Here is a 23,822-nt window from a genome sequence, read left to right on the forward strand (position 1 = left end):
CTTGTAGCGATGTAATTTTTAGCAATGATCTCGTTGGGGAGATTTTGAATGAGTCAGATTATCCTGAATAATCTTCCTATTTATCAACTATTATCGTTCGCTTTATACAAAAAAGAAAATGTTCTGCATAAATTCGTCGTTGCAATTCTACCAATGTCCAAGCATTACGCTATACTTTAGCCAATTTATAATCGAATAAACGGGTTAAGCAGTGCCTATAGAATTTGTCGCAACGTCAAGATTACCGACCGCTTTTGGTGAATTCAATATTACGGTTTTTCAGGATCCTGAAACCGGTGAAGAACATGTCGCACTCTCTAAAGGACTAGAACAAGCTCCCACTGAACCTGTTTTAGTACGTATCCACTCCGAATGCCTCACCGGTGATGCCTTCGCTTCACTCAAATGTGACTGCGGCCCACAACTTCAAGCCACCCAAAAATTAATTAATGAAGCGGGTCAAGGGGTGATTTTATATTTACGTCAAGAAGGTCGTGGTATTGGTTTAACCAATAAAATCCGTGCTTATGCCCTACAAGACCAAGGCCATGACACAGTGGATGCCAATTTATTATTGGATCTTCCTGCCGATGCACGTCGTTATGATATGTGCCCTATCATGTTGAATCATCTCAACATTACGGCTGTGCGTCTCATTACCAATAACCCATTAAAAATTGAAGCGCTCCAAGAGCAAGGCGTGAATGTCGTTGATCGTGTTCCGCTGACTGTGGGTTTAAATCCCTTTAACGAACAATATTTAAAAACCAAACATGATCGTATGTCGCATATGTATCAAAAGGACGATTTTTAAAAAATCTCCCCTGCCCCCTCTTTAAAAAAGAGGGGGAAAATAAACCATCCTTTGAAAGAAAGATTTCACTCCCTCCTTTTTAAAGGGAGGTTTGGAAGAGATTCAAATCGTCATCGAAAAAATACGATTTTCAGGAACACGACGTTTTAATCGTAAATCAAAAGCCATGCAGATATTACGGACAAAAGGCTTGCCTGCATCACTCACCTGAATGTGCTGATCAAAAATCTCGAGCAAGCCATCTTCTTGCATTTCAGCCAATTGCGCTAATACTTCATCAAGCTCAGGAAATTGCATTTCTGGACCTGCCCAAGAAGTTTGGAAGGTACACATCAAATTGAGAATATGTTTACGAATGATTAAGTCCTCATCTGTCAGCACATGCCCCCGATAGACTGGAATTTCATTCGCTTCTAAACGTGCATAATAGTCTTCAATTTTCTTTTCATTTTGTGCAAAGCTGTACCAACTATCACTGATCGAAGATAAGCCGAGACCAATCATTACTTGGGTTTTCGATGCGGTATAGCCCATAAAATTTCGGTGCAAACTGCCCTGCTGAAAAGCTTGATACATTGGATCTTGGGTTAATGCAAAATGATCCATTCCAATTTCATGATAGCCTTGCGCCAGTAGCTGTTTTTTACCTTCTTCATAGCATTGACGCTTTAAATCATCTTTCGGGACATCGGCATCTTTAAAACCACGCTGACCATTGCCCTTAATCCACGGCACATGCGCATAGCTATAAAAGGCTAAACGATCTGGCATCAAACGATTGGTCTGTTCAATGGTATGCAACACGTCGTTTAAATCCTGAAATGGCAAACCAAAAACCAAGTCATGCGAAATAGAGGTATAGCCAATATCACGTGCCCACTGTGTCACTTGTTCAACATGTGCAAAGGGCTGAATACGGTGGATGGCTTTTTGCACCTTCTCATTATAATCCTGCACTCCATAACTTACGCGTCGAAAACCAACATCATACAAAGCTTGTAAATGCTCACGTGTGGTATTGTTCGGATGCCCTTCAAAGCTAAATTCATGTGTATCGGCAATATCAGCATGCACTAGAATGCCTTGAATCAACTGGGTGAGATGCTCAGGAGAAAAGAAAGTAGGCGTTCCCCCACCCAAATGTATTTCTTTAATTATTGGCCGGTCGACCAAGAGCTGACAATATAAGTCCCATTCTTTCAGCACCGCCTGAATATAAGGCAGCTCCATCTCATGTTTTTTCGTGACTTTTTTATGGCAACCACAAAACGTACATAAGCTTTCACAAAATGGTAGATGGATGTACAGACTGATGCCTTCGCTGTGATTGGTCTCATCAAATGAACGCTTCAATCCCTGTTTCCACTGTTGCAATGAAAACTCAGCTTCCTCCCAATACGGTACGGTTGGATAACTGGTATAGCGTGGACCTGGTACATTGTATTTTTGAATTAAAGAACTCGCCTGCTGAGACATCGATGCACCATTTCAATCAATGAGATTCAATTTAAATCTACCTTATGATTATTGTGCTGAGCTTCAGATGTGAATTCAACCTAGCAAATTTGTCGGAATAGTCCCAATTTCAGTCTGAGCAATTGCTGCTAACTTTGCATGATCTTTTGGTTTAATCACTAGATTTCCAGGTTTAAAGTAAAGAGCCGATGCTGAGTATCGGGAAAAATGCCTTAAGTTTTCACCTAATTTATGCTTTGATGACACTTATCTTTAAATTATTTTAATAAAGGTCACCATGCAGAATCCAACTTCAGCCGATATACAACGTGTAGATGAATTCCTTCGCGATTTACAGGCACAGATTTGTGCCGCATTGGAACAGCAAGAACGTGCTGGTGGCGGAAGTGCCGAATTTGCGATCGATGACTGGGAACGCCCTGAAGGTGGTGGTGGTCGCTCACGTGTTCTTCAAAATGGAACGGTGATTGAAAAAGGCGGTGTGATGTTCTCACACATCAATATTTCAAAATTACCCGCCTCTGCGACTGAACGCCATCCCGCTATTGCAGGTGCAAAAGCACAAGCCATGGGCGTGTCGTTGGTAATTCACCCGAAAAACCCCAACGTCCCAACCTCACATGCCAATGTGCGTTTATTTGTCGCGGAAAAAGAAGGACAAGATCCGATTTGGTGGTTTGGCGGTGGTTTTGACCTCACTCCATTTTATCCAAATGATGAAGATGTCTTGTCTTGGCATCAAACTGCCCATGATCTTTGTGCCCCATTTAGCGATACGCTCTATGAAGAACATAAAAAATGGTGTGATGACTATTTCTATCTAAAACACCGTGATGAACAACGTGGTGTGGGTGGTTTATTCTTTGATGATCTCAACCAATGGGACTTTGAAACCTGTTTCAAATATATGCAGGCCGTCGGTAATGGTTATTTAGAGGCAATTTTACCGATCTTCCAAAGAAACCAAGACAAAGCCTATACCGAAGCACAACGAGACTTCCAACTTTACCGTCGTGGTCGTTACGTTGAATATAACCTAGTGTATGACCGTGGCACCTTATTTGGTTTACAAACTGGTGGGCGTATTGAATCCATTTTAGTAAGTATGCCACCTTTGGCGGGCTGGTCGTATCGTCCTGAATGGGAAGAAAATTCTGCCGAGAAAAAGCTCACCGACTTTTATTTAAAACCGCATGATTGGCTTAATATATTGAAATAAAATAGATAGACATGTATTTGCCTCTGTCCATCAGGGGCTTTTCATTGCCTTTTAATTAAAGTATTTATATTTCTAGGTAATATCTTGATGCATAAATAAATTTTTTAAGCATTTACTTTGTAATCATATTGCTCAACAATGACACATCTTTTAAACAGCTTTACGCTATGTCATTGCACAATGTGTCAATAAACTCATGGCTGTAACTTTCTTGTACGGAGTACAACGCACATGACACATCAAACACTCAATAAAAAAGCAGTCAGTCTTACTGCCTTGGTGTTTTGGAGCTTTGCTGTTGTGCTGATCAGCGCTATCAGTACTAATATTTTTTCCGAAACGTCTTTGAATGACAATTTGGCTATTGGCTTCATGGTGGTTGCCTTGATTGGTTTAGTCATCAGTGCTGCCAGCATCTTGATTCAAAGCGTCTTAGATATTTGTAATCCTTAATTTTCCTCCTTTATTTCACGATTTTAAGACTGCCCGAACTTTAGCCATCATCACATTTGGCGTATATTGTCTGCTCTTTCACATCTACATGGACGCTGTGCAATGAGCAAACAATTTGCCGTGATTGGCAACCCGATTGAACAATCACGCTCACCTGAACTTCATCATGCCTTCGCTGAAAAAACAGGCCTCGACATTCAGTACAGCAAACGACTTGCGCCACTCGATGGTTTTCAGCACAGTGTCGAATCCTTCTTTGCCGAAGGGGGTATCGGTATGAATGTCACTGTTCCATTTAAAGAACAAGCGTATGCACAATGTACCGTCCTTACTGAACGTGCCAAAATTGCAGGTGCGGTCAATACATTATGGATGCAAGATGGTCAATTACACGGTGATAATACTGATGGTCAAGGCTTGGTGAATGCCATTCATGCCTTAGATTGGAATTTAGAACAGACCGATATTTTAATTATAGGTGCAGGCGGTGCAACACGTGGCGTAATTTATCCACTGGTACAAGCTGGGGCCAAAAAAATCGTCATTGCCAACCGGACTTTAGCGCGTGCTGAACAATTGGTCGCTGACTTAAAAACTGCTGTCACCAATGCCGAACTTATAGCCATTGCCCTCACTGACTTAGCAGGTCAATTTGATCTGGTGATTAATGCCACATCGGCAAGCTTAACGGGTGATCCGCTAATTTTGCCTGAAGCTTTACAATTCACCCACGCCTATGAAATGGCCTATGGCAAACCATCGACATTTTTGGATCAAGCCAAAGCACGCCACGTTCCAACCTCAGAAGGTTTTGGCATGTTGGTTGGTCAAGCGATTGAATCTTTTTCCATTTGGAATGGCGTCAAACCTGATCTAAAAGACTTTCTATAATTCAAAATGATTTGCTCAATTTACTTTCAAAGCAGTCGAAACACCTAAAAAAAGAACCTCGATTGAGGTTCTTTTTTTATCCAACTTAGTTCTTGTGTTTTTGAATGGCCTTATAGGTCTCATAATAAGCCGATTGGCTGAACAACTCTTCGTGTTCTGCTGTTAGGCCTTGTAATGACGCTTCTGATAATTTTCCTTTGATATCATCAGCGAAGGCTTGCGCATAGATTTTTGATGCTTTCACCAAATGCGCTTTTTCAGTTCCTTCCAGTTCATAACTGGCTAAAAAGTTTTGTTGATATAAATGTGCAAAAATCGCCTGATCAGTCTTATAAGTTTTTTGCAATTGTTTCCACTCAACCTGAGCTTTGTACTCACCAATCCCCGACTGCACATAATGATTGACTGAAGAACCTAAGTCATCAAAGTCTTGATAGCGATGCAAAGCATGCTTATCACGTAATTGATTTAAACGTTTCAGCGCATTGCCTGTTGGCTCTTTTAAGCCATCAACAAATCGATATGCATAAACTTCTGCAATTTCATTCAAATCATTGGCTGAGTAATAACGCACATACTGAGCGCGATAATTAGCAAATGCCACGACAAATGCCGCTTGATAGGCTTTCACTTCAGATTGATGACGTTTATAACTTTGCAATGCCACAGTACTGAGATATTCAGGAAGTTCGATTTCTTCATTTGCAGCACGGACATCATCGACCGATGCAGTTTCTGCTTCAACAAGCAGAGGATCATTTCCCGTGATTGGTGCAAGCAGACCTTTCAACATATTTTCAAAGAGTGAATCTTTACTGACTTCCTCAATGGATTTTGCCTGTTTCATGGCTTGACGATCAATTTTAGTCGCATTGCCATAATTCAAAATTTGGTTGCTACTTTTCAGCTTTAATTGACCTAAACGTGGCTCATTAAAGGCCAATTGATAGTCCATTACTTGGACGCGGCCTTTGTGATCTAAGCCTACATCCATCACCACATTCGAAGATGATTTATCCTGTGCATTCAGCACCTGTGCAATTTCAGCTTGATGCTTTTGCCATAATTGCTGGAATTGTTTTACATCGATAAATTGTTCACTTTGATATTGCTGGAATACTGGTTTTAACTGCTCAACAGCATCCGAAATCTCTGAATCTGTATTGGATGCGTCCGCAGCAGAGGCCGATGGTACAGCATCTTCTTGCAGCGGTATCACCCGAACATCTTGATAATCCTGACACAGTGTGACTTTACCAATCGGCACCTGTTTGGTGTTCACCAAGGCTTGACAGACTTCCTCAGATAAGTTCGCTGTTTCATCATCTTCTTCTGAAGCCGCATAAGCTTCGGTTACTTCAGTATCCGAACTATAGGCTTCTTCATCATCACCCGCGGTCGCCTCCGCATATGCACTTGCAGTATCGATCGCGTATTCAGCAGATTCAGCGGCAGAAGACGTTTGTTCTTCTTCCGTTTCATGTTGGTGATACATCAGGCCATGCATTTTCGCATTGAGCAGCTCATTCACACGTTCTACAGATGCATAAGCCTCATCAAAGTCTTCATCCTCAACTGCTGCCGCTACTGCAGTCCCTCCCGCCGCTTCAGCCGCAGCCATCGCCTCTTCGGAAGCACTGAGATGCACAGCTGCATCCACAGATTCATCTTGCTCAGCGTCACTATTACGCTGACCTTTGATTTGCGTGGTGTAATAGTTGGCGTTCACAAAATCAAAAAGTTCAAGCTGGGTGTATAGCGCATCAAGATCACCCACATAGCGGATTTTTTTAGTCAGCCCTGCATTTTTTTCATCACGTGTTAAAGCAATATTTTGCACTTGATTCGGCTCTGCCAAGACATAAGGCAAAGCATTCATTTGTTTTAAATAGTCAGCAAATTTTTTCAAATCGTACTGAGCAATCGTGTCTTTATGTTTTGAAAAATCCACATAAGCCAAGCTGCTTTGGCTTTCACGATTTACCATAAATGGCATGAACGCAAAATAGTTGGTATAAAATTTATGTTGGTTAAAATCAATGATCATCGGCAACTGTGCATTGACTTGCAAAGTCGGTTTTTGATAACTCAGTTGTAAGGTTAAGGCGGCAAGTTTTTCTCTAAAATGTACTGAACCGCTATAGCTAAACTGTAAATCATTCAACACATTCAGCAGTGATTGTGTAATTTTAGATTGCGGAGAAACGCCATCCTCTTCATCGCTATAACGCGCTGATGGTGGGATCGATTCATTGGCAATGGCTTGATAGAGCTGTTTCTTTTCTTTTTGGCTAAATGGAATATTTTGGGTTTTAATCAACTGATCCAGTTGTTTTTTAAGTTTAGGATCCAGCTCTGGCTGTGTGCTTATCGCAGGTTTTGACTTGGTTTCAGGCTTTTTTTCATCGAACTGAATATCGGTCTGAATTGAAAATTGCCCTTTCATGTCATAACTGGCATTTTCAAACATTGCGTTTAAGCCTTGAGTGGCTTGTTGCCCGAGAGACTGCTCCGTTGAATTGGTTTTTATGACATGTTGAGCACACCCAGTAATGCTCAAACCCAGTAAACAAAGTGTTATATATTTTAATCGCATAATTGTACGAAAGACCTAAGTTCTTTATGATTTATTAAAAGAAAAAAATGATCAAAAGATCAACATCCAGTCTATCAGAAGTTTACTTTTCACATGTTGGTTAAATATTACAATTCGCCTTTCTGACATTTTTTAAGGGCGTATTCATCAATGTTTTTTGGATGAAATTATGAATAATCAAATCATCAATACAGATAATCCAAAAAAATTTAGATATTAGGATTAAGACTATGCCTGCATATAAAGCGCCTTTACACGATATTCGTTTCTTAATGAATGAAGTGCTCGATTACCCAGCACACTACAAAACTTTGTCTAATGGTGAAGCTGCTGATGCAGATACTGTCGACATGATTTTAGAAGGTGCAGCGGATTTTTGTGAAAACATCCTTTCACCTTTAAACCAAACGGGTGATGAAGAAGGCTGTCATTTTGAAAATGGTGATGTGAAAACACCAAAAGGGTTTAAAGAAGCCTATGACCAATTTGTACAGGGTGGCTGGCAAGGTCTGTCTTTCCCTGAAGAATTTGGCGGACAAAACTTGCCACAGTCGTTGAATCTCATCAAATCTGAAATGATGGGTACAGCAAACTGGTCATTCCAAATGTATCCGGGTCTCAGCGTAGGTTGTATCAACACCATTCTACAATTTGGTTCAGAAGAACAGAAAAACCAATATTTACCGAACCTTGTTGCTGGAACTTGGTCAGGCACCATGTGCTTAACTGAACCTCAATGCGGTACCGACTTAGGTCAGGTAAAAACCAAAGCGGAACCTCAAGCTGACGGTAGCTATGCAATTTCTGGTACAAAAATCTTCATCTCTGCGGGTGAGCATGATTTAACAGAGAACATCGTACATATCGTTCTTGCACGTCTTCCAGATGCACCTGCAGGTACAAAAGGCATTTCATTATTCATCGTTCCAAAATTCCTTGTGAATGCAGATGGTACTGTGGGCGAACGCAATCCTGTAACGTGTGGTTCGATTGAACACAAAATGGGGATCCGTGCTTCAGCAACAGCTGTGCTGAACTTTGACAATGCCATTGGTTACTTGATCGGTGAAAAACACAAAGGCCTACATGCAATGTTCACCTTCATGAACACTGCACGTATTGGTACAGCAATTCAAGGTATTGCACATGCTGAATTGGCATTCCAAGGCGCACTTCCATACGCGAAAGAACGTATGTCTATGCGCGCACTTTCAGGTAAAAAAGATCCTGAAAAAGTAGCCGATGCGATTATTCACCATGCAGACGTACGTCGTATGCTTTTAACTCAAAAAGCGATTGCTGAAGGCGGCCGTTCAATGATTTACTATGCAGCTCAAATTGCGGACAAAATGACTGATGCTTTATCCCGCGGTGATACAGCAGCGTTTGAAGCACATGATGACCACTTAGGCTTCTACACACCGATTCTCAAAGGTTTCTTAACCGAAATGGGTTATGAAGCTGCAAACCATGGTATGCAAGTATACGGTGGTCATGGTTATATTAAAGAATGGGGCATGGAACAAATCGTTCGTGACTCACGTATCTCTACTCTCTACGAAGGCACAACCGGTGTTCAAGCACTAGACTTGATTGGTCGTAAAGTTCTGTTGACCTCTAAAGGTAAAGTGATTCGTGACTACACAGCAGAAATCTTGAAGTTCTGTGGTCAACATGCACGTAACAAATACATGCGTCGTTTCGCGTGGGACTTAACGAAGCTTTGCGCACAGTGGAATGCATTAACGGTTCGTATCATGCTTGCAGCACGTAAAGACCGTGACATCGTATCTTCTGCTTCTGTCGATTTCTTAATGTTCTCTGGCTACGTGATGATGGCTTATTTCTGGGCACAACAAGCTGCCGTAGCTTCTGAAAAATTAGCAGAAGGCAATGGTGCAGAAGTTCCTGAGTTCTATAAAGCAAAAATCAAAGTGGCAGACTTCTACTTTGAACGTCTATTACCACGCTCACAAGGTCACGCTGAAGCAATGGTTAACCCATCGAAGACCATGACTTCTTTGGCACCTGAACACTTTAGCTTTGACTACTAAGCTTTAAACCGAGTTAAATGACTCTATAAAAAGACCGCTTCAGCGGTCTTTTTATTGTCTTCTCTTTTAATTTTGATCTATAGGAATTACGAGTAGTATTCTTAATTTCTTCATGAGGTAACAACAATGTATAAAGGTGAACTTTATATGGAGAAATATTGTTGTATTTTACAACAAAAATAGAACACCTTATCGCTAAAACATAATTTTATTTAATAAATATTAAATACTTAAAGTAAATTTAACTTCACAATTTTAGCTTTACATTTGTATCTCATACAACTTCATATCTTCTCCATAGCCTCCCCCTATGATGACTTCATTGATTCATAGAGAGCGTAACCATGAAAAATTGATGTCTTCATTGATGATTGGTCTGATTGCAATAACTGCGACAATGTCTGCAATGGCAGCGCCTGCATTCGATCATAAAAATCCACCACCTGCTCCATACTTCGATAAAAAACCTGTACCGCCTAAAGCAACACATCACAAACCTGCTGGGCCGCAAATAGTGAAAAAAGAGCATCAACAAGCTCATGCAAAATTTGCCAAACAAAATCATAAGGCAGTAGCTTTTAAAGGCAATCAACACAAACCTGCTTCGCAGCATAAATTACCGCCAATGCCACCGAAACATCGTTAAGCTAAATTAAAAAAAGACCGCTCATGCGGTCTTTTTTAATATTTACTTTGCTTTATCAGCAATAAATTCTTTAATCTCTATGGGTTTATCTTTTACCAACTCAACTGTGCCTTCATTCACACCATTAAAGTTCTTAAAGTGAATTGAAACACCTTGGTCGTTGGCAAGTCGTACACCACTTCCTGAAACTGCTCGTTTCAATTCATACACACGATCAGAATTATCAGTCAATTGTGCGGTTTCAAAATTATCTTTGGTTTTTAACTCAAGGCTTAGATCTTGTGGCCCTGTAAAGTGAATCACTTGCTCATCTTGAGCTACTGCAACATCGTTTGTTTGTGCAGTTGTGGCCGTTGCCTCTGTTGCAACATTTTGTTCTGATGGTGCTTTTTTATCGGTGCAACCCACCAAAGCTATAGTTAATAACGTCGCAGTTAAAATATATTTCATTTTCTGAAGTTCCTTTATGCCATGTAAATTCAATTATCAACTGAATAATTTCATACACATTCTGCAAATTACATTCGAAATATGAAAAATTACTTGTCGCTCAAATTTTAAAACAAGTTTGACATAGCTTTCATTACAGGAATTCTTCCAATACTGAATTTAAAAAGATATGTCCCTGCTCGGTACAAGACAAAAGTGTTGGATCACTGACCATCAATTTACGTTCACGTAATGAGTTCAATAACTCGGCAATCGGCTCTAAACTTTCCCCTGTACGCTCGCTATATAGCTTGGCTTCCACCCCATGATTTAAACGAAGTGCATTCATCATAAATTCAAAAGGCATGTCGGCTGCTTCGATGCGCTTAAACTGAAGATGTTCAGCAGGTACTTTGGCTAAATAATCTTTGGGCAAACGGGTTTTTTGGAAACGATACACCCCGTCTGGCATGGTCACTTTGCCATGTGCGCCTGCACCAATCGCCAAATAATCGCCAAACTGCCAATAATTTAAATTATGTGCCGACGGCTTTTCTTTACGCCATGCCGATACTTCATAATTAATAAAGCCTTGCGCTGTTAAATAGGCTTCGCCCTGTTCTTGAATATCTTCAAGCACATCATCGACAGGTAAAATCGGTTTTGTGCGAAAGAAAACCGTATTAGGTTCAATGGTCAACTGATACCACGACACATGCGTTGCGCCATTTTCAACAGCAAGTTTTAAATCCAACAGTGCTTGCTCAATGGTTTGTTCAGGCAGGCCATGCATCAAGTCGACATTTACGCGTTCAAAACCCGCCTCTTTTGCATGCTGAATGGCAGAAATCGCATCATCATTCGAATGAATCCGGCCCAATTTTTTCAGTTGGTCGGTATTAAAACTTTGCACACCGATAGATAGACGATTAATCCCTGCATCTAAATAACCGGCAAAAGGATCGTGCTCAACCGTGCCCGGATTGGCTTCCAAGGTAATTTCACAGTCCGCTTCAAATGGCACTAACGCTTTGAGTTGAGCAAATAACCATTGATAGCCTTTGGATGAAATGAGCGATGGTGTACCCCCACCAATAAATACACTATGAATCAGGCGACCCTGAGCAAAATCGACTTGCGTTTTAAAGTCTTCAACCAACGCCTGTAAATATTCTTGTTCTAAGTCTAAAGACAATTCACCATTCGGCACCGCATGCGAATTAAAGTCACAGTATGGACATTTGCGCACACACCACGGCATATGAATGTATAAAGATAACGGAACAACTGCAGGATTTAATTCAGCCAAGGAAAATGCTCAAAAGGAACAAAAGAAGTAAGCGCATTTTAACATGACTGCATCAGAGCGCTTATGAAAACTCATCCACAATACAGTAGACTAATAAAATTAAAGAAGAATTAGATGATTAGAAGATGAAAATAAGCAGCCATTTATTGTACTTACTGCCGCTCGCGATGGGTGTTGGTATCGCCATGACCATTCAAACAGCGATCAACAGCCAATTGCGTGAATATTTATATTCACCGCTGCAAGCTGCCCTTTTTTCTTTTTTGGTTGGTACAATAGTCCTCGCCTTTATGGTGTTTTTTCAATCGGCCGAAAAACCGGACTTTGCAAGTTTTGCTCAAATCCCTTGGTATTTATGGCTGGGGGGATGTTTGGGTGTTTATGCCATCAGTATCAGTATTTATACCGCACCGAAACTGGGTTTTTTATCCCTCTCCGGTCTGATTATTTTTGGACAGATCTTAATGTCGATGGTATTTGACCATTTTGGCTTGCTCGGCACTGAAAAAACCCCGATTAACTGGCAACGCTTATTGGGTGGCGTGGTGATTTTTATTGGTGTGCTTCTCACTTTCCAACGCTAAGACCTCATTCCTAAGCACCTCACAAGAAATGAGTACATTCTGTGTCTACTGTCACGGCTGTAACAAGCAGCAAGTATGAATTAAAACAACTGTTTCATTTAATGATCCCGATATTGATCACGCAGTTTGCGCAAGCGGGATTTGGTCTCATTGATACCATCATGGCTGGACACATGTCCGCCAATGACCTTGCAGCCATTGCGGTCGGGGTCGGCTTATGGATACCAGTCATGCTGCTGTTCAGCGGCATTATGATTGCCACCACCCCATTGGTGGCCGAAGCCAATGGTGCTCGGACGCCTGAAAAAATTGCCACCATCGCCCGTCAGTCTTTGTGGGTTGCGTTGTTTCTTGGCATTATCGCTGCACTGGTTTTACAGGCAATGCCGCTTTTACTTCCTGTACTTGGTGTACCTGAGGCCTTGCTTCCCAAAGCCAGTTTATTTCTACATGCGATTAGTTTAGGTATGCCTGCTGTCACCATGTACGCAGCTTTACGTGGTTACTCAGAAGCATTGGGGCATCCGCGTCCAGTCACTGTGCTGAGTCTGCTGGCCTTATTGGTGTTAATTCCACTGAATTTTATTTTTATGTATGGTTTAGGCCCAGTCCCTGAATTAGGTTCTGCAGGATGTGGTTTTGCCACCGCGATTTTGCAATGGTTAATGTTCTTTGCTTTGGCGATGTACGTTTTCAAAGGAGCGGCCTATCAAAAAACCCAACCTTTCGCTGCTTTTGAAAAAATGAACAGTGAATGGATCAAACGTATCTTAAAACTTGGCTTTCCCATTGGCTTAGCCATTTTCTTTGAAGTCAGTATTTTTAGTACAGCCGCTATTGTTTTGAGTCCCTTGGGCGAAGTCACCATTGCCGCGCATCAAGTTGCCATTTCGATTACCTCGCAATTGTTTATGATTCCCATGTCACTGGCGATTGCGCTGACCATTCGGGTCGGTACCTATTATGGGGAAAAGAACTGGCTAGCGATGCGAAAAGTCCAGAAAGTCGGTATGTTGACAGGGACGGTATTTGCCCTGATTACCATGTTGCTGCTTTGGCTTTTACGTAATGAAATTGTGTCACTCTATACCAATGACTATGATGTGACTCAGCTTGCAGTATATTTGGTCTTGTTCGCGATTGCCTATCAGTTGATGGACGCATGGCAAGTGAGTGCCGCAGGGTGTTTACGCGGCATGCAAGACACCAAAGGGCCGATGTGGATCACTATGATCGCGTATTGGATCATTGCCTTCCCTGTCGGGATCTATCTTGCACGCTTCACTACGACTGGTGCTGCAGGCGTTTGGATTGGCCTAATTGTGGGTCTGACTGTCGCATGTATACTGCTACTTACACGTTTATTTATGATGAATAAACGTTTAGCTCAAGCGGGATAAGCCCTTAAAAATCATCTAAAAAGTTACTTAAAAAAGACGGCTAGGCTATGCAGAAGATTAATGCAAATTAACACGCTGCATAGCAACGCCATAAATAAAAAGCACGAAGAAGAGGAAAATAAACATGTCCCATGTATTTCGCTCGATCAGTCTCTGTCTGAGCTTAGGCTTTTCCATGTCACTACAAGCTGAACAAACGATCAACCGACATGAATTTCCTTTATATCACGCACCCATCAAAGTCCAATCACAACCCGAATTTGATTACATCAATCAAGCACTTTGGACAGCCTTTCGCTTTTATCATGAACAACAAGCAGACTCATATACCGCACGTTTAAAATTAAGTTGTCAGCAGTCTGGTATGGCGTATACCTATCAGGACTTCATCAAGGCCAATCAAAAGTTTGCCTCTGCGGATGATCAGGATTTTATCGTGACGCAAAACCTTATCACCTTGAATGAAAATTTACACCATAACCAATGCAGTAAATATCTCAGTCCACATTTAGAACTGGAAAAAACTGAAGCAACTGATGTTACGGAGTGACATCAGTTGCTCAATTTGATTCAAAAAAAGAACGATACACGAAAAATTCATCTGCAATTGTTTGAGACAGGACTAGTTCTAATCAAAAGTGTTTTTGCAATACTTTAAATAATTAGACGCTAGCGAACGAGTTTTGTCGGTGAGGTGCATTGCACCGCAAGATGGTTTCCTTGCGAAGCACGCTTCTCATTTTGCCGAATGAGAAACAACGTTTCGTAAGAGTACCTCCAGTTGAAGGCTAATCCCTTTATTCAATCCCTGGATGAAAGACTCTACCGAATAGAATTGAAAACCTTTTTTTTAAATGCGTAAATACTTTTACAGACATAACATCAGTGAAGCAAGCAAAGTACCAAAACCAACTAATTAAGCGCCTCGATGGCATTTTTTAAACCTTGTGGCACTTGGCTGTCGTTCTCTACGTCTTTCACGATCGCCTGCCCGACAATCACATCTGTCCCATTAAAACTCATGGTCGGTGATCCATACAATTCATAGCCTTCATTTAAAGCTTTGGTCACACGGGCACAGAAATTGACATCATCTTTACCGGTTAAATAGCGATACACTTTCATCGTTCAGTTCTCTTCTAGCGACGCGATATTTTAAACCATTCAGCGCGTGGCTTAAATTTGCCTGAATTATTTTCAGTATTTACATTTTTGCCCATCATTTTATCAATGGAAATAAAGTCTTAACAATTTAAAGTAGGCAGTTTGTGTTTTGTCGCCTATGATCGGTAATAGATAATAAATGATGATCTTGAGGAACATCACATGGCAAAAACGGCTAGCACACCGGGTCGTCGCTTTATGAAACTTGCCAGTATGACGGCAAGCATTGCTACTAAAACCGTTTCCAATTCCATCCGCAATATCACTGCCGATGAAGAACAGAAAAATGCATCTCGCAGTAAACTTTTTCAGGACATCGGTCTGCAAATTGCAGACACTTTGGGTGAAATGAAAGGTGCGGTGATGAAAGTCGGACAAATTGCCTCGCAGTACAAAGACATTTTTCCACCTGAAGTCGCAAAAGCCATTAGTAAATTACAACGCCAAGCGCCAGCCATGCCTTTTGCTGAAATTAAGGCCCAAGTAGAACAAGAACTCGGCAAGCCCCTCGCGCAGATTTTTAAAAGTTTTGAAGAACAACCTTTTGCCGCTGCATCCATTGGGCAGGTGCATAAAGCCGTGTTACCTAATGGTCAGCAGGTGGTGGTGAAAGTGCAATATCCGGGTGTCGAAGAAGCCTGTGAAAGTGACTTAAAACAAGTTCGGCTTGCACTTCGTTTGATGGGCGTATTGAAAATTGATCGGAAGTTACAAGACAAGCTATTTCGTGAAATTCAGGACAGTTTAGACAACGAACTGAACTATGAAATTGAAGCACAAAACTTAGATGTGGCGCGTGCGTTTCATAGTGCGCTGGATGACAAAATCATTATTCCACAGGTCTATAAAGATTATTCTTCACGTCATATTTTGACTTTAAGTCTAGAGCTTGGTGACAGTATAGAAACTGCCAGCACATGGTCACAAGAAATCCGAAATGCCTTGGGAAGACGCTTATTCCGTGCCATAGGCCGTGAAATTTTCTTCCTTAAACGTTTCCACTGTGACCCGCATCCGGGCAACTTCGCCTTTCGTGAAGATGGTTCAGTCATCGTATATGACTACGGCGGTGTGAAAACCCTATCTCCTGAAATCGTGTCGCACTTTAAGCAATTGATCAATGCTGCACGCAAGCACGATATTCCACTGATGGAACAGCAACTCGATGCCCTACATTCCCTCAATGAACTCGGTAAATTCCCTACAGAGTTGTATGAGCAATGGCTTGAAGTACTGATGCGTCCGCTGACCACACAATACGACTTTGCTGAAAATTCAGCGCACCATGACGGGGTAGAATTAATTAAGCCATCTCTTAAATACTGGGATGTGTTTAAACCGTCGCCAGACACCCTGATGGTGAACCGGACTGTTTCAGGACATTATTGGAATTTGATTCATTTGAAAGTGAATGACAATCTCAATGATCTCTTTGATGAATTGGTCCCACCTAGCGCTTAAGGAAACATGACGCGCTGATTGCCTGATGAATTTCGGGCAATATTTGCATTTCATATTGTTATGTTATAACATTCCCTTAATCAATAAATTTAAGGAACAGAAGAATGCGTGCCAACATCCATCCCGAATACCGTGAAGTACTCTTTCATGACACCAATGCCAATGCCTTTTTTGTGATTGGCAGTACTTTAAGTACCAATCAAACCAAAGAGTTTGAAGGCAAGACCTATCCATATGTGACACTCGATATTTCAAGTGCATCACATCCTTTTTATACAGGTGAACAACGTCAAGTGAATAACGAAGGACGTATTGCGAACTTTAATAAACGCTTTGCGCGTTTCAAACGCTCACAATAAGTTCAGTTTAGATTAAGTTTTTTCTTTTAAAATTAAAACATTAAAGAAGTTCAGGGTTCCCCTCCTCCAGCCTGAGCTTCTTTTTTTATGTCTGAAATTTTGTGGTTTTCAAGCGTTGTTTTAAACATCTATTTTTAAAATCGAATGAAATAAGTAATATCCCAGCCCCAATACGATGACACCAATCACCACACTGGAAATGGCATAACTAAATGCCAGCCCACTTTGCCCTTGTCTAAGTAGTTGAAAGGTTTCTAAGCCGAAACTCGAAAATGTGGTAAAGCCACCTAAGATCCCGACCATAAGCAATAAGCGTGCTTCATTTTGTAGAACGGGATATTTTTGGCTAAATGCAAAAAACACACCTGCACAAAAGCAACCTAAAATATTCACCCACCATGTTGCCCACGGAAAGAGCACGGTTGGCTTGGCCAATAACAGTCCTGCTGCATAGCGAAGTGTTGCCCCAATTGCGCCGCCACATGCGACCAAAAGCCAGTTCATAGTTGTCCTACTTCAACATCATTGGTATCTACAATTTAGGCAACAGACTGCCTAAGGTCGCCCTTCAATATACACGCATTTAATTTACGCAAATAGTGTTAAATGTTTGGGCCAAAGCTTGCTATAGTCTGCAACACTTTGCGGTATTTTTTTATTGAAAGAGGACATTATGGCTCAGGAATTATTAGATCAACTCCAAGCAGCGACTGCGAAATTTTCAGATGTGATTGCATTTATTGAAGCGCGTTATAACCACACACCAACTGCTTTTACCAATGGCAAACAAGCCAATGCAGCGACTGAAAACCAAGGCAGTGCCAAAGTATTTTCTTTTGCCCAATTGAATGGTCTAAACCAAGCTGAAACCTTAAGTCTTTTTGCTGAACATTATGCTGCTGTTTTGGCGACACCAGACGCAACTGACCACCAAAACATTCGCCAATTTATGCAAAATGGTTGGGAAGGTATTCAATTTGACGGTCAAGCGCTCAGCGCGAAATAATGCTTAGGTGGACGTTCTAAATCTGTTCGTCTGCAATAAAAAAGCCAGTATAAATACTGGCTTTTTCTATCGTTCATCATCGGTTCAAATCAAGATACTCGAACTCTGCAAGTCCATTCAGCCATCGCGGTTTTTTCCCAAGCCCGTGCATGCTTCAAATGTAGTAATTCTTCACCTGCAGTTGTTGCAGTAAAACGATAAGTTTTTTGACCGCCTGCGCCTAGTACTGGTGTAGTATCCGCAGCAGCTTGTTGTTGTTGAGCTGACTGAAACACTTCTTCAACTTTAAAAAGTTTCGGTTGCTCAGCCAAAGACCATACATATCCGGTACTTGGATTTTCGTTTAACAGTACTTCTAAAGTTTGTCCACGATCCATCTCAAGCAAGGTCGGACAACTTTGCTGTTCAGTAAATACATGGGTTTTCCCATCTACAGTTGAACTCATACTGGTACATCCACCAAGCGCCAAACCACTCGCCAACATTAGACTCAAAATAAGCTGTTTCTTTATCGTCATTTTCATCATCAAATTATTTTACCTTGAATCTAATGCACACCGATTTCAATACGATCTCGATGTAATCGAAGTTTAGCCTTTGACTTTTTCAATCCACTGAATCGAACTTACACGAAAAACTTCACAAGCCCCATCACCCGTATCTGTTGGGGTCAAAGATGAAGTCCAAACCAAATCTTTGTCTTTCACCTCAACCAAATCCCCTTTTAAACGCACAAGATCGCCACGTTTTACTTGAGTAATTTGTTTAGCAATTTGCGGGTTTGCAGGAATGATGTGCATATTCGACACCATCATCATGGCTTGCTTTTGCGGTACAGGAACACGATCCATTTTCCAATTTAAGAAACGGTCATATTGATTGACTGAAATCGTACGAGCAATTTCTGGCTCTGCAAATAAGCCCCAACTGACCGCATAATCGATCGGAGAAAATTTTGCTTGTTCATCTGTTTGATAGGTTTTAGAACCTAAAATTCGGAAATCACCTTTAAATTCTTTCAAGGTAGAAATCGACTGGCCTTTGGCAGCAGGTGCTAAGCCTTTGGCAATATTATAATCTGAAGACGCTTGGACACCGACATTCAATAAAAAGCCTGCAAGCACAGTACTTAATGCAATTCGCTTGATCATCGCGTTATCCTCTTACCCTGTAATACTTCACATTACTCAATTTTAATTCTGCAATTGAGCCGACTTCATCTATTCATAATGCCCCAACCTGAACATGAGCTTAAAATCGCGTAGGTTGAGCCTGATGAATGTCGTTTTCACTAGTTGTAACTCTATATTACGCACACAGTCTGCATAAACCTTATGAACTTGGTAACAAAATGCTGTTATTCAGTCAATTGGCCCATATTCATGCTCCACGACATGATTTACACTTTAAAAAAAGCCAACAATAATGCCCGCTATGATTTATAAATTTTATCAACAACACATTTTTCCGCATCTTTTAAATCAAGTCATGCAAGTACCAAGCTTGATGGATAAACGACGTGAACTCCTGTTAGCCGTATCTGGTGAGGTGCTCGAAATTGGCTTTGGTACAGGTTTGAATTTAGCGTTTTATCAAAATGTCGATACGGTTTTTGCCCTTGAGCCCAATCCCGATATTTTTCATTTAGCTGCTGAACGTGTACATGCAGCACCTTTTGAGGTACAGCATATTTTAGCTGGTGCTGAAAAATTACCCTTTGCAGATGAAAGTCTAGATCATATCGTGAGTACATGGACCTTATGCAGCATTGCCGATATTGAAACTGCGCTTGAAGAAATCTACCGTGTCCTTAAACCAACAGGGACATTTCATTTGGTTGAGCATGTACAACACAATGAAAATCGAAAAATTAAGCAGTTACAGCATTTACTCACGCCCATTCAAAAGAAAGTCGCGGATGGCTGTCATCTGGATCGTAATATGCAAAAGTTGCTTGAAGATGCCCAGTTTGAATGTTTTGAAACGCAGTATTTTGATGCTGAAGGCATTCCAAAAATTGGTCAGCGCATGTTGCTCGCCCGCGCACGGAAGTTGAGTTAAAGCGTCCAAGGCCATGTTTAAGCACAATCAAATCTAGATAAAAATACCTAGTCTTTGATTAATCGAATGGCATTAATTTTTAGGATATGACAGGGCTTTTTATTCAACACATTATAGGTGTTATACGACTTGCCTGTTTTGATGGAATGTACATCCACCCATGCACCCAAAATCTCCACACGATCCCCTGATTTTAAACGACGAATACGATTTGCAACGTCTTCGGATTGAGCAATCACACTGACATTTTGCAATTCAGACTTGAGCTGTTCAACTTGTGTCGACGGCACGTCTTTCGCTTGTACGTTAAAACAGCGGTTCTGCTGCGACCATTCAAGATGATATTTTAAAGACTGGAAATCATTTGCGCCTGAACCCAGTAGCAAATCAATATTGCTGACATACGCCAAGTCTTGAAAGCCACCCACCACGGTCGGTGCGACCGGATGTAATGTACGACTACTCGCACTGTAGTAGCGTTTATCCAACAGCAAATATTCACCGGCAAATGCCTGAGTCGGTGTGACCTGAAAATTTTTCAGCACACCAGTTTGCTCTAAATGTGGAATGGCACGAAAATATTCAGACCATATCCACAGCATGAGCGCAAAAACGGCTGCAGTCGCTAAGAGTTTTTCCATGTGGATATTCTGTCCTTATTACTTTTCGACGGTTCTGAGCCTGAATCACGCGAGCTTAAATATGCTCAAAATCAATTCGAATGGTTTCAAAACGCACTCGCCCTTCGGCAATGGCTTGAGCAATCGCTTGTTGCCCTTTGGTCAAACGTGCGCCACCACTTTTAATATCAATCAGCACCACTTCGATGTCTTCAGCGAGTCCATCACCATCACGAAAGTCGGTATAGCCATCAAAAACCACATAATCGATCGGGTCACCGAGAAACTTTGCATCGCTAGGTAAATATTGAAATTCGGGCATGATCGGCGCCATTTGTTCGGCCATTTTGCCTTTTAAAACAGCACGACTAGTATTTACACTGCGTTTTTGTGCGTGGGCCAATGCCTGCTGATGTTCCAATTCTAGTTCTGCAATATATTGCTCATATTCTGCCTTTATCCTTCCATTGCGACTGCCACTTAAAATTAAGGTGGTCAGTACAATCCCAATACACGCGCCAATGAGCATGGCCATCCAGACAGACATTTAAAATTCCTAATCTTTTTAATATATTACAGCGAAACCTATAGAAAAAACTTAGACTTTGGTTCTTTGTCATATTCCCCGCATTAAACAATGATATGCTAGGGATGAGCAGAATAAAATCTATTTAGGTCGATGAAAACGATATTAATTGCCAATCAAAAAGGTGGTTGTGGCAAAACCATCACAGCAATCAGTTTAGCCTCTGCACTTGCGCAAAAAGGTTATAAAGTGGCCTTGGCAGATGCTGACAATCAAAAGTCTGCACGTCAATGGCTCAAACAGCGCCCAGAGACTGCAGCCCCAATTCAGAGCCTAGATTGGCGTCATGAAAAATCAATTGGTGATGTGCCGAAAGGGATTGAATATCTAATTATCGATGCACCGGGTGCGTTATCGGGTGAACATGCAGATCAGTTGGTGAGTGAAGCTCATGCCATCATTACCCCGCTACAACCATCTTTCTTCGACATCGACTCGACCCGTCGTTTTTTAAAGCATTTGCAAGAAATTAAGCGGATTCGTAAAGGTAAAGTCCAAATCCTATTGTTGGCCAATCGTGTCAAACCCAATTCTGCTCATTCCAAAGAAATTCAAGATTTTTTCAATAAAGTTGAACAACAGCCCGTTGCTTGGATTTCTGAACGTACCGCTTATGGTCAACTTGCCATGCAAGGTCTTTCGGTTTTTGATAAAACGCAAAAATTGTACCTCGGCATGCAGCAACAATGGCAACCTGTGCTCAATGCCATTATTGAAGACGAAGCCGAGTGGTTTTAACCCATCATTCCACATTTTGCTGATATAAAGGCCAATCTTGCAAGGATCTAGCCTGAAAGATATTCACCATAAGTTAACAAGCTCTCGTTTTCGGGAGCTTTTTTTTCGGTTAAGATTGAACACAACATGATGAAAAAATCAGAGCACGCATTGCCAACGTTCGCACCTACATTACAAAAAGTCTTATTGTTCGGATTATTTTTTATCCTGATTTTTTTGAGCTTTAGCGTACTCAAATACTTTATTGTGCCTGTTGTTTGGGCAGCGATTATTGCCTATATGACATGGCCGCTGTATCAATCGGTGCATCGTTTTTGTGGCAATCGTGCAAATCTAAGTGCGGCGCTGATGATCTTACTGGTGGTGCTCGTGGTGGGTCTGCCGGTGATTTTTGCGATCTTCTTGCTACAACATGAAGGCCGTAACTTGTATTTTGAATTACAAAAGCAGGTCTTCTCAGGTCATGTCAATGTGCCTGATTTTATTCGCCAACTACCGTTTATTGGTAAAGAAGTCAGTCGTACCCTGCATGAACTGAACAATGATCCAAACAGTATTATTCAATCGGTACAAATTTGGATTCAGGGGCATTTGAACTACGGTAAAGTTCTGGTCGGCGAAGTCAGTAAAAATATCTTTAAGCTGTGTTTTGCCGTGATGTCTTTATTTTTCTTCTATCGTGATGGTCAAACTATTTTAAGTCAGGTCAGTAAAGCCCTCGAAATGGTGATCGGGCCACGTATTCATCATTATCTTGCCACCATCTCGGATACTACACGTGCCGTAGTGTACGGCATCGGTCTCACCGCCATTGCCCAAGCTTTACTTGCCGGTCTCAGCTATTTTGTTGCCGATGTGCCTAACCCAATGTTATTAACAATCATTACCTTCATGTTGGCACTGATTCCGTTTGGCCCACCGATTTCATATACCGCTGTGTCGTTGTGGTTATTTTCACAAGGTCAAACCATTGAAGCCATTGGCGTCATGGCTTGGGGTGTTTGTATCGTGAGTACGGCCGATAACGTGATTCGTCCTTTAGTGATTTCAGGGGCAACGCAGATTCCATTCTTATTAATCATGTTTGGTGTTTTGGGTGGGATCGCCAGTTTCGGTCTTGTCGGTTTATTTATCGGCCCAGTGATTTTGGCAGTATTGTTAGCCATTTGGCGTGAATGGTTGCATGAAACCCAAATTGAAGCCGTCATGATGCCCAAAGCAACGTTGGCACATAACTTAGACAATATAGATGATAAGCCTGAACAACCTTAATTCAGGCTTGAATTCATTAAACAAATATTACAATCAAATACTTAAATTATCTGTCATCCTGTATCCGCATCTGTTTCAATGGTTGAAACTCCATAAAAACAGACAGGATGCCAAACATGTCTTCACTATTTAAATTCGGTGCGCTTGCTGCGGTCAGTGCCCTGATGTTTACAGGCTGTGCGAGTACCTCGACTTCAACAGGTCTGAATGCAAAAACCGTGACGGTCAATGCCGTGACTGCTCAAGGTATTGGTCAAAGCATCGGTCAAATTAACTTGGTTGATAGCCCTGCTGGCTTGGTTATTCATACCAATTTAACCCAGCTTCCTCCGGGTCCACACGGTTTCCATATTCATGAAAAAGGCTCTTGTGCCCCAGCTGAAAAAGATGGAAAAGCGGGTGCTGCTCTTGCTGCAGGTGGTCACTTTAACCCTAAAGCTGCACCTCACCACGGTACACCGCTAACAGGTCACTTGGGTGACTTACCGATCCTTCAAGTTCAAACCGATGGCACAGCAAAAGTGAATTTAATTGCACCGCGTTTGAAATTGGCGGATGTACAAGGCTTAGCCATCATGGTCCATGCCGGTGGTGATAATTACTCTGACGACCCTAAACCTCTAGGCGGTGGCGGTGACCGTATTGCCTGTGGTGTGATTCAATAATCGACCTTGCATATAGATT

At 41.5% G+C, this 23,822-nt stretch carries 26 protein-coding genes; 16 read left to right on the plus strand and 10 right to left on the minus strand.

What is annotated here, in order from left to right; genetic code table 11:
* Positions 1-211: 211 nt before the first annotated feature.
* A complete protein-coding gene (ribA, locus tag FTU13_RS03730) occupies positions 212-814 on the plus strand; it encodes a GTP cyclohydrolase II (protein ID WP_168379100.1) in 603 nt (200 codons plus the stop codon).
* Positions 815-916: 102 nt separating this feature from the next.
* On the opposite strand, the gene hemN is transcribed toward ribA, so the two are convergent.
* The gene (hemN, locus tag FTU13_RS03735; protein WP_180126859.1) at positions 917-2,290 is read right to left on the minus strand and encodes an oxygen-independent coproporphyrinogen III oxidase; all 1,374 of its coding nucleotides are present in this window, start codon (positions 2,288-2,290) and stop codon (positions 917-919) included.
* Positions 2,291-2,567: 277 nt separating this feature from the next.
* Between hemN and hemF the strand changes: the two genes are divergently transcribed.
* From hemF to aroE, 3 genes are all read left to right on the plus strand, one after another.
* The gene (hemF, locus tag FTU13_RS03740) at positions 2,568-3,509 is read left to right on the plus strand and encodes an oxygen-dependent coproporphyrinogen oxidase (RefSeq protein ID WP_180126861.1); all 942 of its coding nucleotides are present in this window, start codon (positions 2,568-2,570) and stop codon (positions 3,507-3,509) included.
* Between the two features lie 231 nt (positions 3,510-3,740).
* Complete coding sequence (locus FTU13_RS03745; RefSeq protein WP_078189308.1) at positions 3,741-3,962, plus strand: hypothetical protein; 222 nt, start codon at positions 3,741-3,743, stop codon at positions 3,960-3,962.
* A gap of 102 nt (positions 3,963-4,064) precedes the next feature.
* Entirely contained in the window at positions 4,065-4,853 is a 789-nt protein-coding gene (gene aroE / locus FTU13_RS03750; RefSeq protein ID WP_180126862.1) for a shikimate dehydrogenase, read from the plus strand.
* Positions 4,854-4,938: 85 nt separating this feature from the next.
* Here the strand turns inward: aroE and FTU13_RS03755 are convergent, their stop codons facing one another.
* Entirely contained in the window at positions 4,939-7,449 is a 2,511-nt protein-coding gene (locus tag FTU13_RS03755; RefSeq protein ID WP_180126864.1) for a hypothetical protein, read from the minus strand.
* Positions 7,450-7,679: 230 nt separating this feature from the next.
* On the opposite strand from FTU13_RS03755, the gene FTU13_RS03760 reads away from it, so the two are divergent.
* The gene (locus FTU13_RS03760; RefSeq protein ID WP_180126866.1) at positions 7,680-9,503 is read left to right on the plus strand and encodes an acyl-CoA dehydrogenase C-terminal domain-containing protein; all 1,824 of its coding nucleotides are present in this window, start codon (positions 7,680-7,682) and stop codon (positions 9,501-9,503) included.
* 310 nt (positions 9,504-9,813) lie between these two features.
* Complete coding sequence (locus tag FTU13_RS03765) at positions 9,814-10,149, plus strand: hypothetical protein (RefSeq protein ID WP_180126868.1); 336 nt, start codon at positions 9,814-9,816, stop codon at positions 10,147-10,149.
* Positions 10,150-10,191: 42 nt separating this feature from the next.
* Here FTU13_RS03765 and FTU13_RS03770 read toward each other — a convergent pair whose 3' ends face one another.
* Together FTU13_RS03770 and hemW are read right to left on the minus strand one after the other, a co-directional pair.
* The gene (locus FTU13_RS03770) at positions 10,192-10,599 is read right to left on the minus strand and encodes a hypothetical protein (RefSeq protein WP_078192483.1); all 408 of its coding nucleotides are present in this window, start codon (positions 10,597-10,599) and stop codon (positions 10,192-10,194) included.
* A gap of 133 nt (positions 10,600-10,732) precedes the next feature.
* Entirely contained in the window at positions 10,733-11,887 is a 1,155-nt protein-coding gene (hemW, locus tag FTU13_RS03775; protein ID WP_180126870.1) for a radical SAM family heme chaperone HemW, read from the minus strand.
* A gap of 125 nt (positions 11,888-12,012) precedes the next feature.
* Here hemW and FTU13_RS03780 point away from each other — a divergent pair, with 125 nt between their 5' ends.
* The 3 genes from FTU13_RS03780 (at position 12,013) to FTU13_RS03790 (ending at position 14,421) form a co-directional block, all read left to right on the plus strand.
* Positions 12,013-12,471, plus strand: coding sequence for a DMT family transporter (locus FTU13_RS03780; RefSeq protein ID WP_180003411.1), 459 nt, complete (start codon positions 12,013-12,015; stop codon positions 12,469-12,471).
* A 41-nt stretch (positions 12,472-12,512) separates the two neighbouring features.
* On the plus strand, positions 12,513-13,871 hold the full coding sequence (locus tag FTU13_RS03785; protein WP_373423861.1) for an MATE family efflux transporter: 1,359 nt from the start codon (positions 12,513-12,515) through the stop codon (positions 13,869-13,871).
* Positions 13,872-13,995: 124 nt separating this feature from the next.
* A complete protein-coding gene (locus FTU13_RS03790; protein WP_180112988.1) occupies positions 13,996-14,421 on the plus strand; it encodes a hypothetical protein in 426 nt (141 codons plus the stop codon).
* Between the two features lie 362 nt (positions 14,422-14,783).
* Here FTU13_RS03790 and FTU13_RS03795 read toward each other — a convergent pair whose 3' ends face one another.
* The gene (locus FTU13_RS03795; RefSeq protein ID WP_180126872.1) at positions 14,784-14,996 is read right to left on the minus strand and encodes a DUF1737 domain-containing protein; all 213 of its coding nucleotides are present in this window, start codon (positions 14,994-14,996) and stop codon (positions 14,784-14,786) included.
* A gap of 201 nt (positions 14,997-15,197) precedes the next feature.
* Here FTU13_RS03795 and FTU13_RS03800 point away from each other — a divergent pair, with 201 nt between their 5' ends.
* Both FTU13_RS03800 and FTU13_RS03805 read left to right on the plus strand, forming a co-directional pair.
* Positions 15,198-16,496: an AarF/ABC1/UbiB kinase family protein gene (locus FTU13_RS03800; RefSeq protein ID WP_180126874.1), complete on the plus strand. Its 1,299-nt coding sequence runs from the start codon at positions 15,198-15,200 to the stop codon at positions 16,494-16,496.
* 104 nt (positions 16,497-16,600) lie between these two features.
* Positions 16,601-16,855 (plus strand): type B 50S ribosomal protein L31, encoded by a 255-nt coding sequence (locus FTU13_RS03805; protein ID WP_078189321.1) that lies wholly within the window; start codon positions 16,601-16,603, stop codon positions 16,853-16,855.
* A 120-nt stretch (positions 16,856-16,975) separates the two neighbouring features.
* Here FTU13_RS03805 and crcB read toward each other — a convergent pair whose 3' ends face one another.
* Positions 16,976-17,359, minus strand: coding sequence for a fluoride efflux transporter CrcB (crcB, locus tag FTU13_RS03810; RefSeq protein ID WP_180126876.1), 384 nt, complete (start codon positions 17,357-17,359; stop codon positions 16,976-16,978).
* Positions 17,360-17,528: 169 nt separating this feature from the next.
* On the opposite strand from crcB, the gene FTU13_RS03815 reads away from it, so the two are divergent.
* Positions 17,529-17,861 (plus strand): HopJ type III effector protein, encoded by a 333-nt coding sequence (locus FTU13_RS03815; RefSeq protein ID WP_180126878.1) that lies wholly within the window; start codon positions 17,529-17,531, stop codon positions 17,859-17,861.
* An 89-nt stretch (positions 17,862-17,950) separates the two neighbouring features.
* Here FTU13_RS03815 and FTU13_RS03820 read toward each other — a convergent pair whose 3' ends face one another.
* Both FTU13_RS03820 and FTU13_RS03825 read right to left on the minus strand, forming a co-directional pair.
* Entirely contained in the window at positions 17,951-18,379 is a 429-nt protein-coding gene (locus FTU13_RS03820; protein ID WP_257226714.1) for a protease inhibitor I42 family protein, read from the minus strand.
* 72 nt (positions 18,380-18,451) lie between these two features.
* Positions 18,452-19,012 carry a hypothetical protein gene (locus tag FTU13_RS03825; RefSeq protein WP_078189325.1) on the minus strand — a complete coding sequence of 187 codons (561 nt, stop codon included), beginning with the start codon at positions 19,010-19,012 and terminating at the stop codon, positions 18,452-18,454.
* A 283-nt stretch (positions 19,013-19,295) separates the two neighbouring features.
* Between FTU13_RS03825 and FTU13_RS03830 the strand changes: the two genes are divergently transcribed.
* Positions 19,296-19,922, plus strand: a complete 627-nt coding sequence (locus FTU13_RS03830) for a class I SAM-dependent methyltransferase (RefSeq protein WP_180126880.1) — start codon at positions 19,296-19,298, stop codon at positions 19,920-19,922.
* A 47-nt stretch (positions 19,923-19,969) separates the two neighbouring features.
* On the opposite strand, the gene FTU13_RS03835 is transcribed toward FTU13_RS03830, so the two are convergent.
* Positions 19,970-20,563: a hypothetical protein gene (locus FTU13_RS03835; protein WP_180126882.1), complete on the minus strand. Its 594-nt coding sequence runs from the start codon at positions 20,561-20,563 to the stop codon at positions 19,970-19,972.
* 55 nt (positions 20,564-20,618) lie between these two features.
* Positions 20,619-21,089, minus strand: coding sequence for a Holliday junction resolvase-like protein (locus FTU13_RS03840; RefSeq protein WP_078192492.1), 471 nt, complete (start codon positions 21,087-21,089; stop codon positions 20,619-20,621).
* A gap of 132 nt (positions 21,090-21,221) precedes the next feature.
* Between FTU13_RS03840 and FTU13_RS03845 the strand changes: the two genes are divergently transcribed.
* The 3 genes from FTU13_RS03845 (at position 21,222) to sodC (ending at position 23,803) form a co-directional block, all read left to right on the plus strand.
* Positions 21,222-21,866: a ParA family protein gene (locus FTU13_RS03845; protein ID WP_078192493.1), complete on the plus strand. Its 645-nt coding sequence runs from the start codon at positions 21,222-21,224 to the stop codon at positions 21,864-21,866.
* Positions 21,867-22,016: 150 nt separating this feature from the next.
* The gene (locus FTU13_RS03850) at positions 22,017-23,138 is read left to right on the plus strand and encodes an AI-2E family transporter (RefSeq protein ID WP_180127027.1); all 1,122 of its coding nucleotides are present in this window, start codon (positions 22,017-22,019) and stop codon (positions 23,136-23,138) included.
* A gap of 116 nt (positions 23,139-23,254) precedes the next feature.
* Positions 23,255-23,803, plus strand: coding sequence for a superoxide dismutase family protein (gene sodC / locus FTU13_RS03855; protein WP_078192494.1), 549 nt, complete (start codon positions 23,255-23,257; stop codon positions 23,801-23,803).
* Positions 23,804-23,822 lie beyond the last annotated feature (19 nt).

It is taken from the genome of Acinetobacter sp. YH12064 (genome assembly GCF_013419735.1).
Lineage (GTDB): Bacteria > Pseudomonadota > Gammaproteobacteria > Pseudomonadales > Moraxellaceae > Acinetobacter > Acinetobacter amyesii.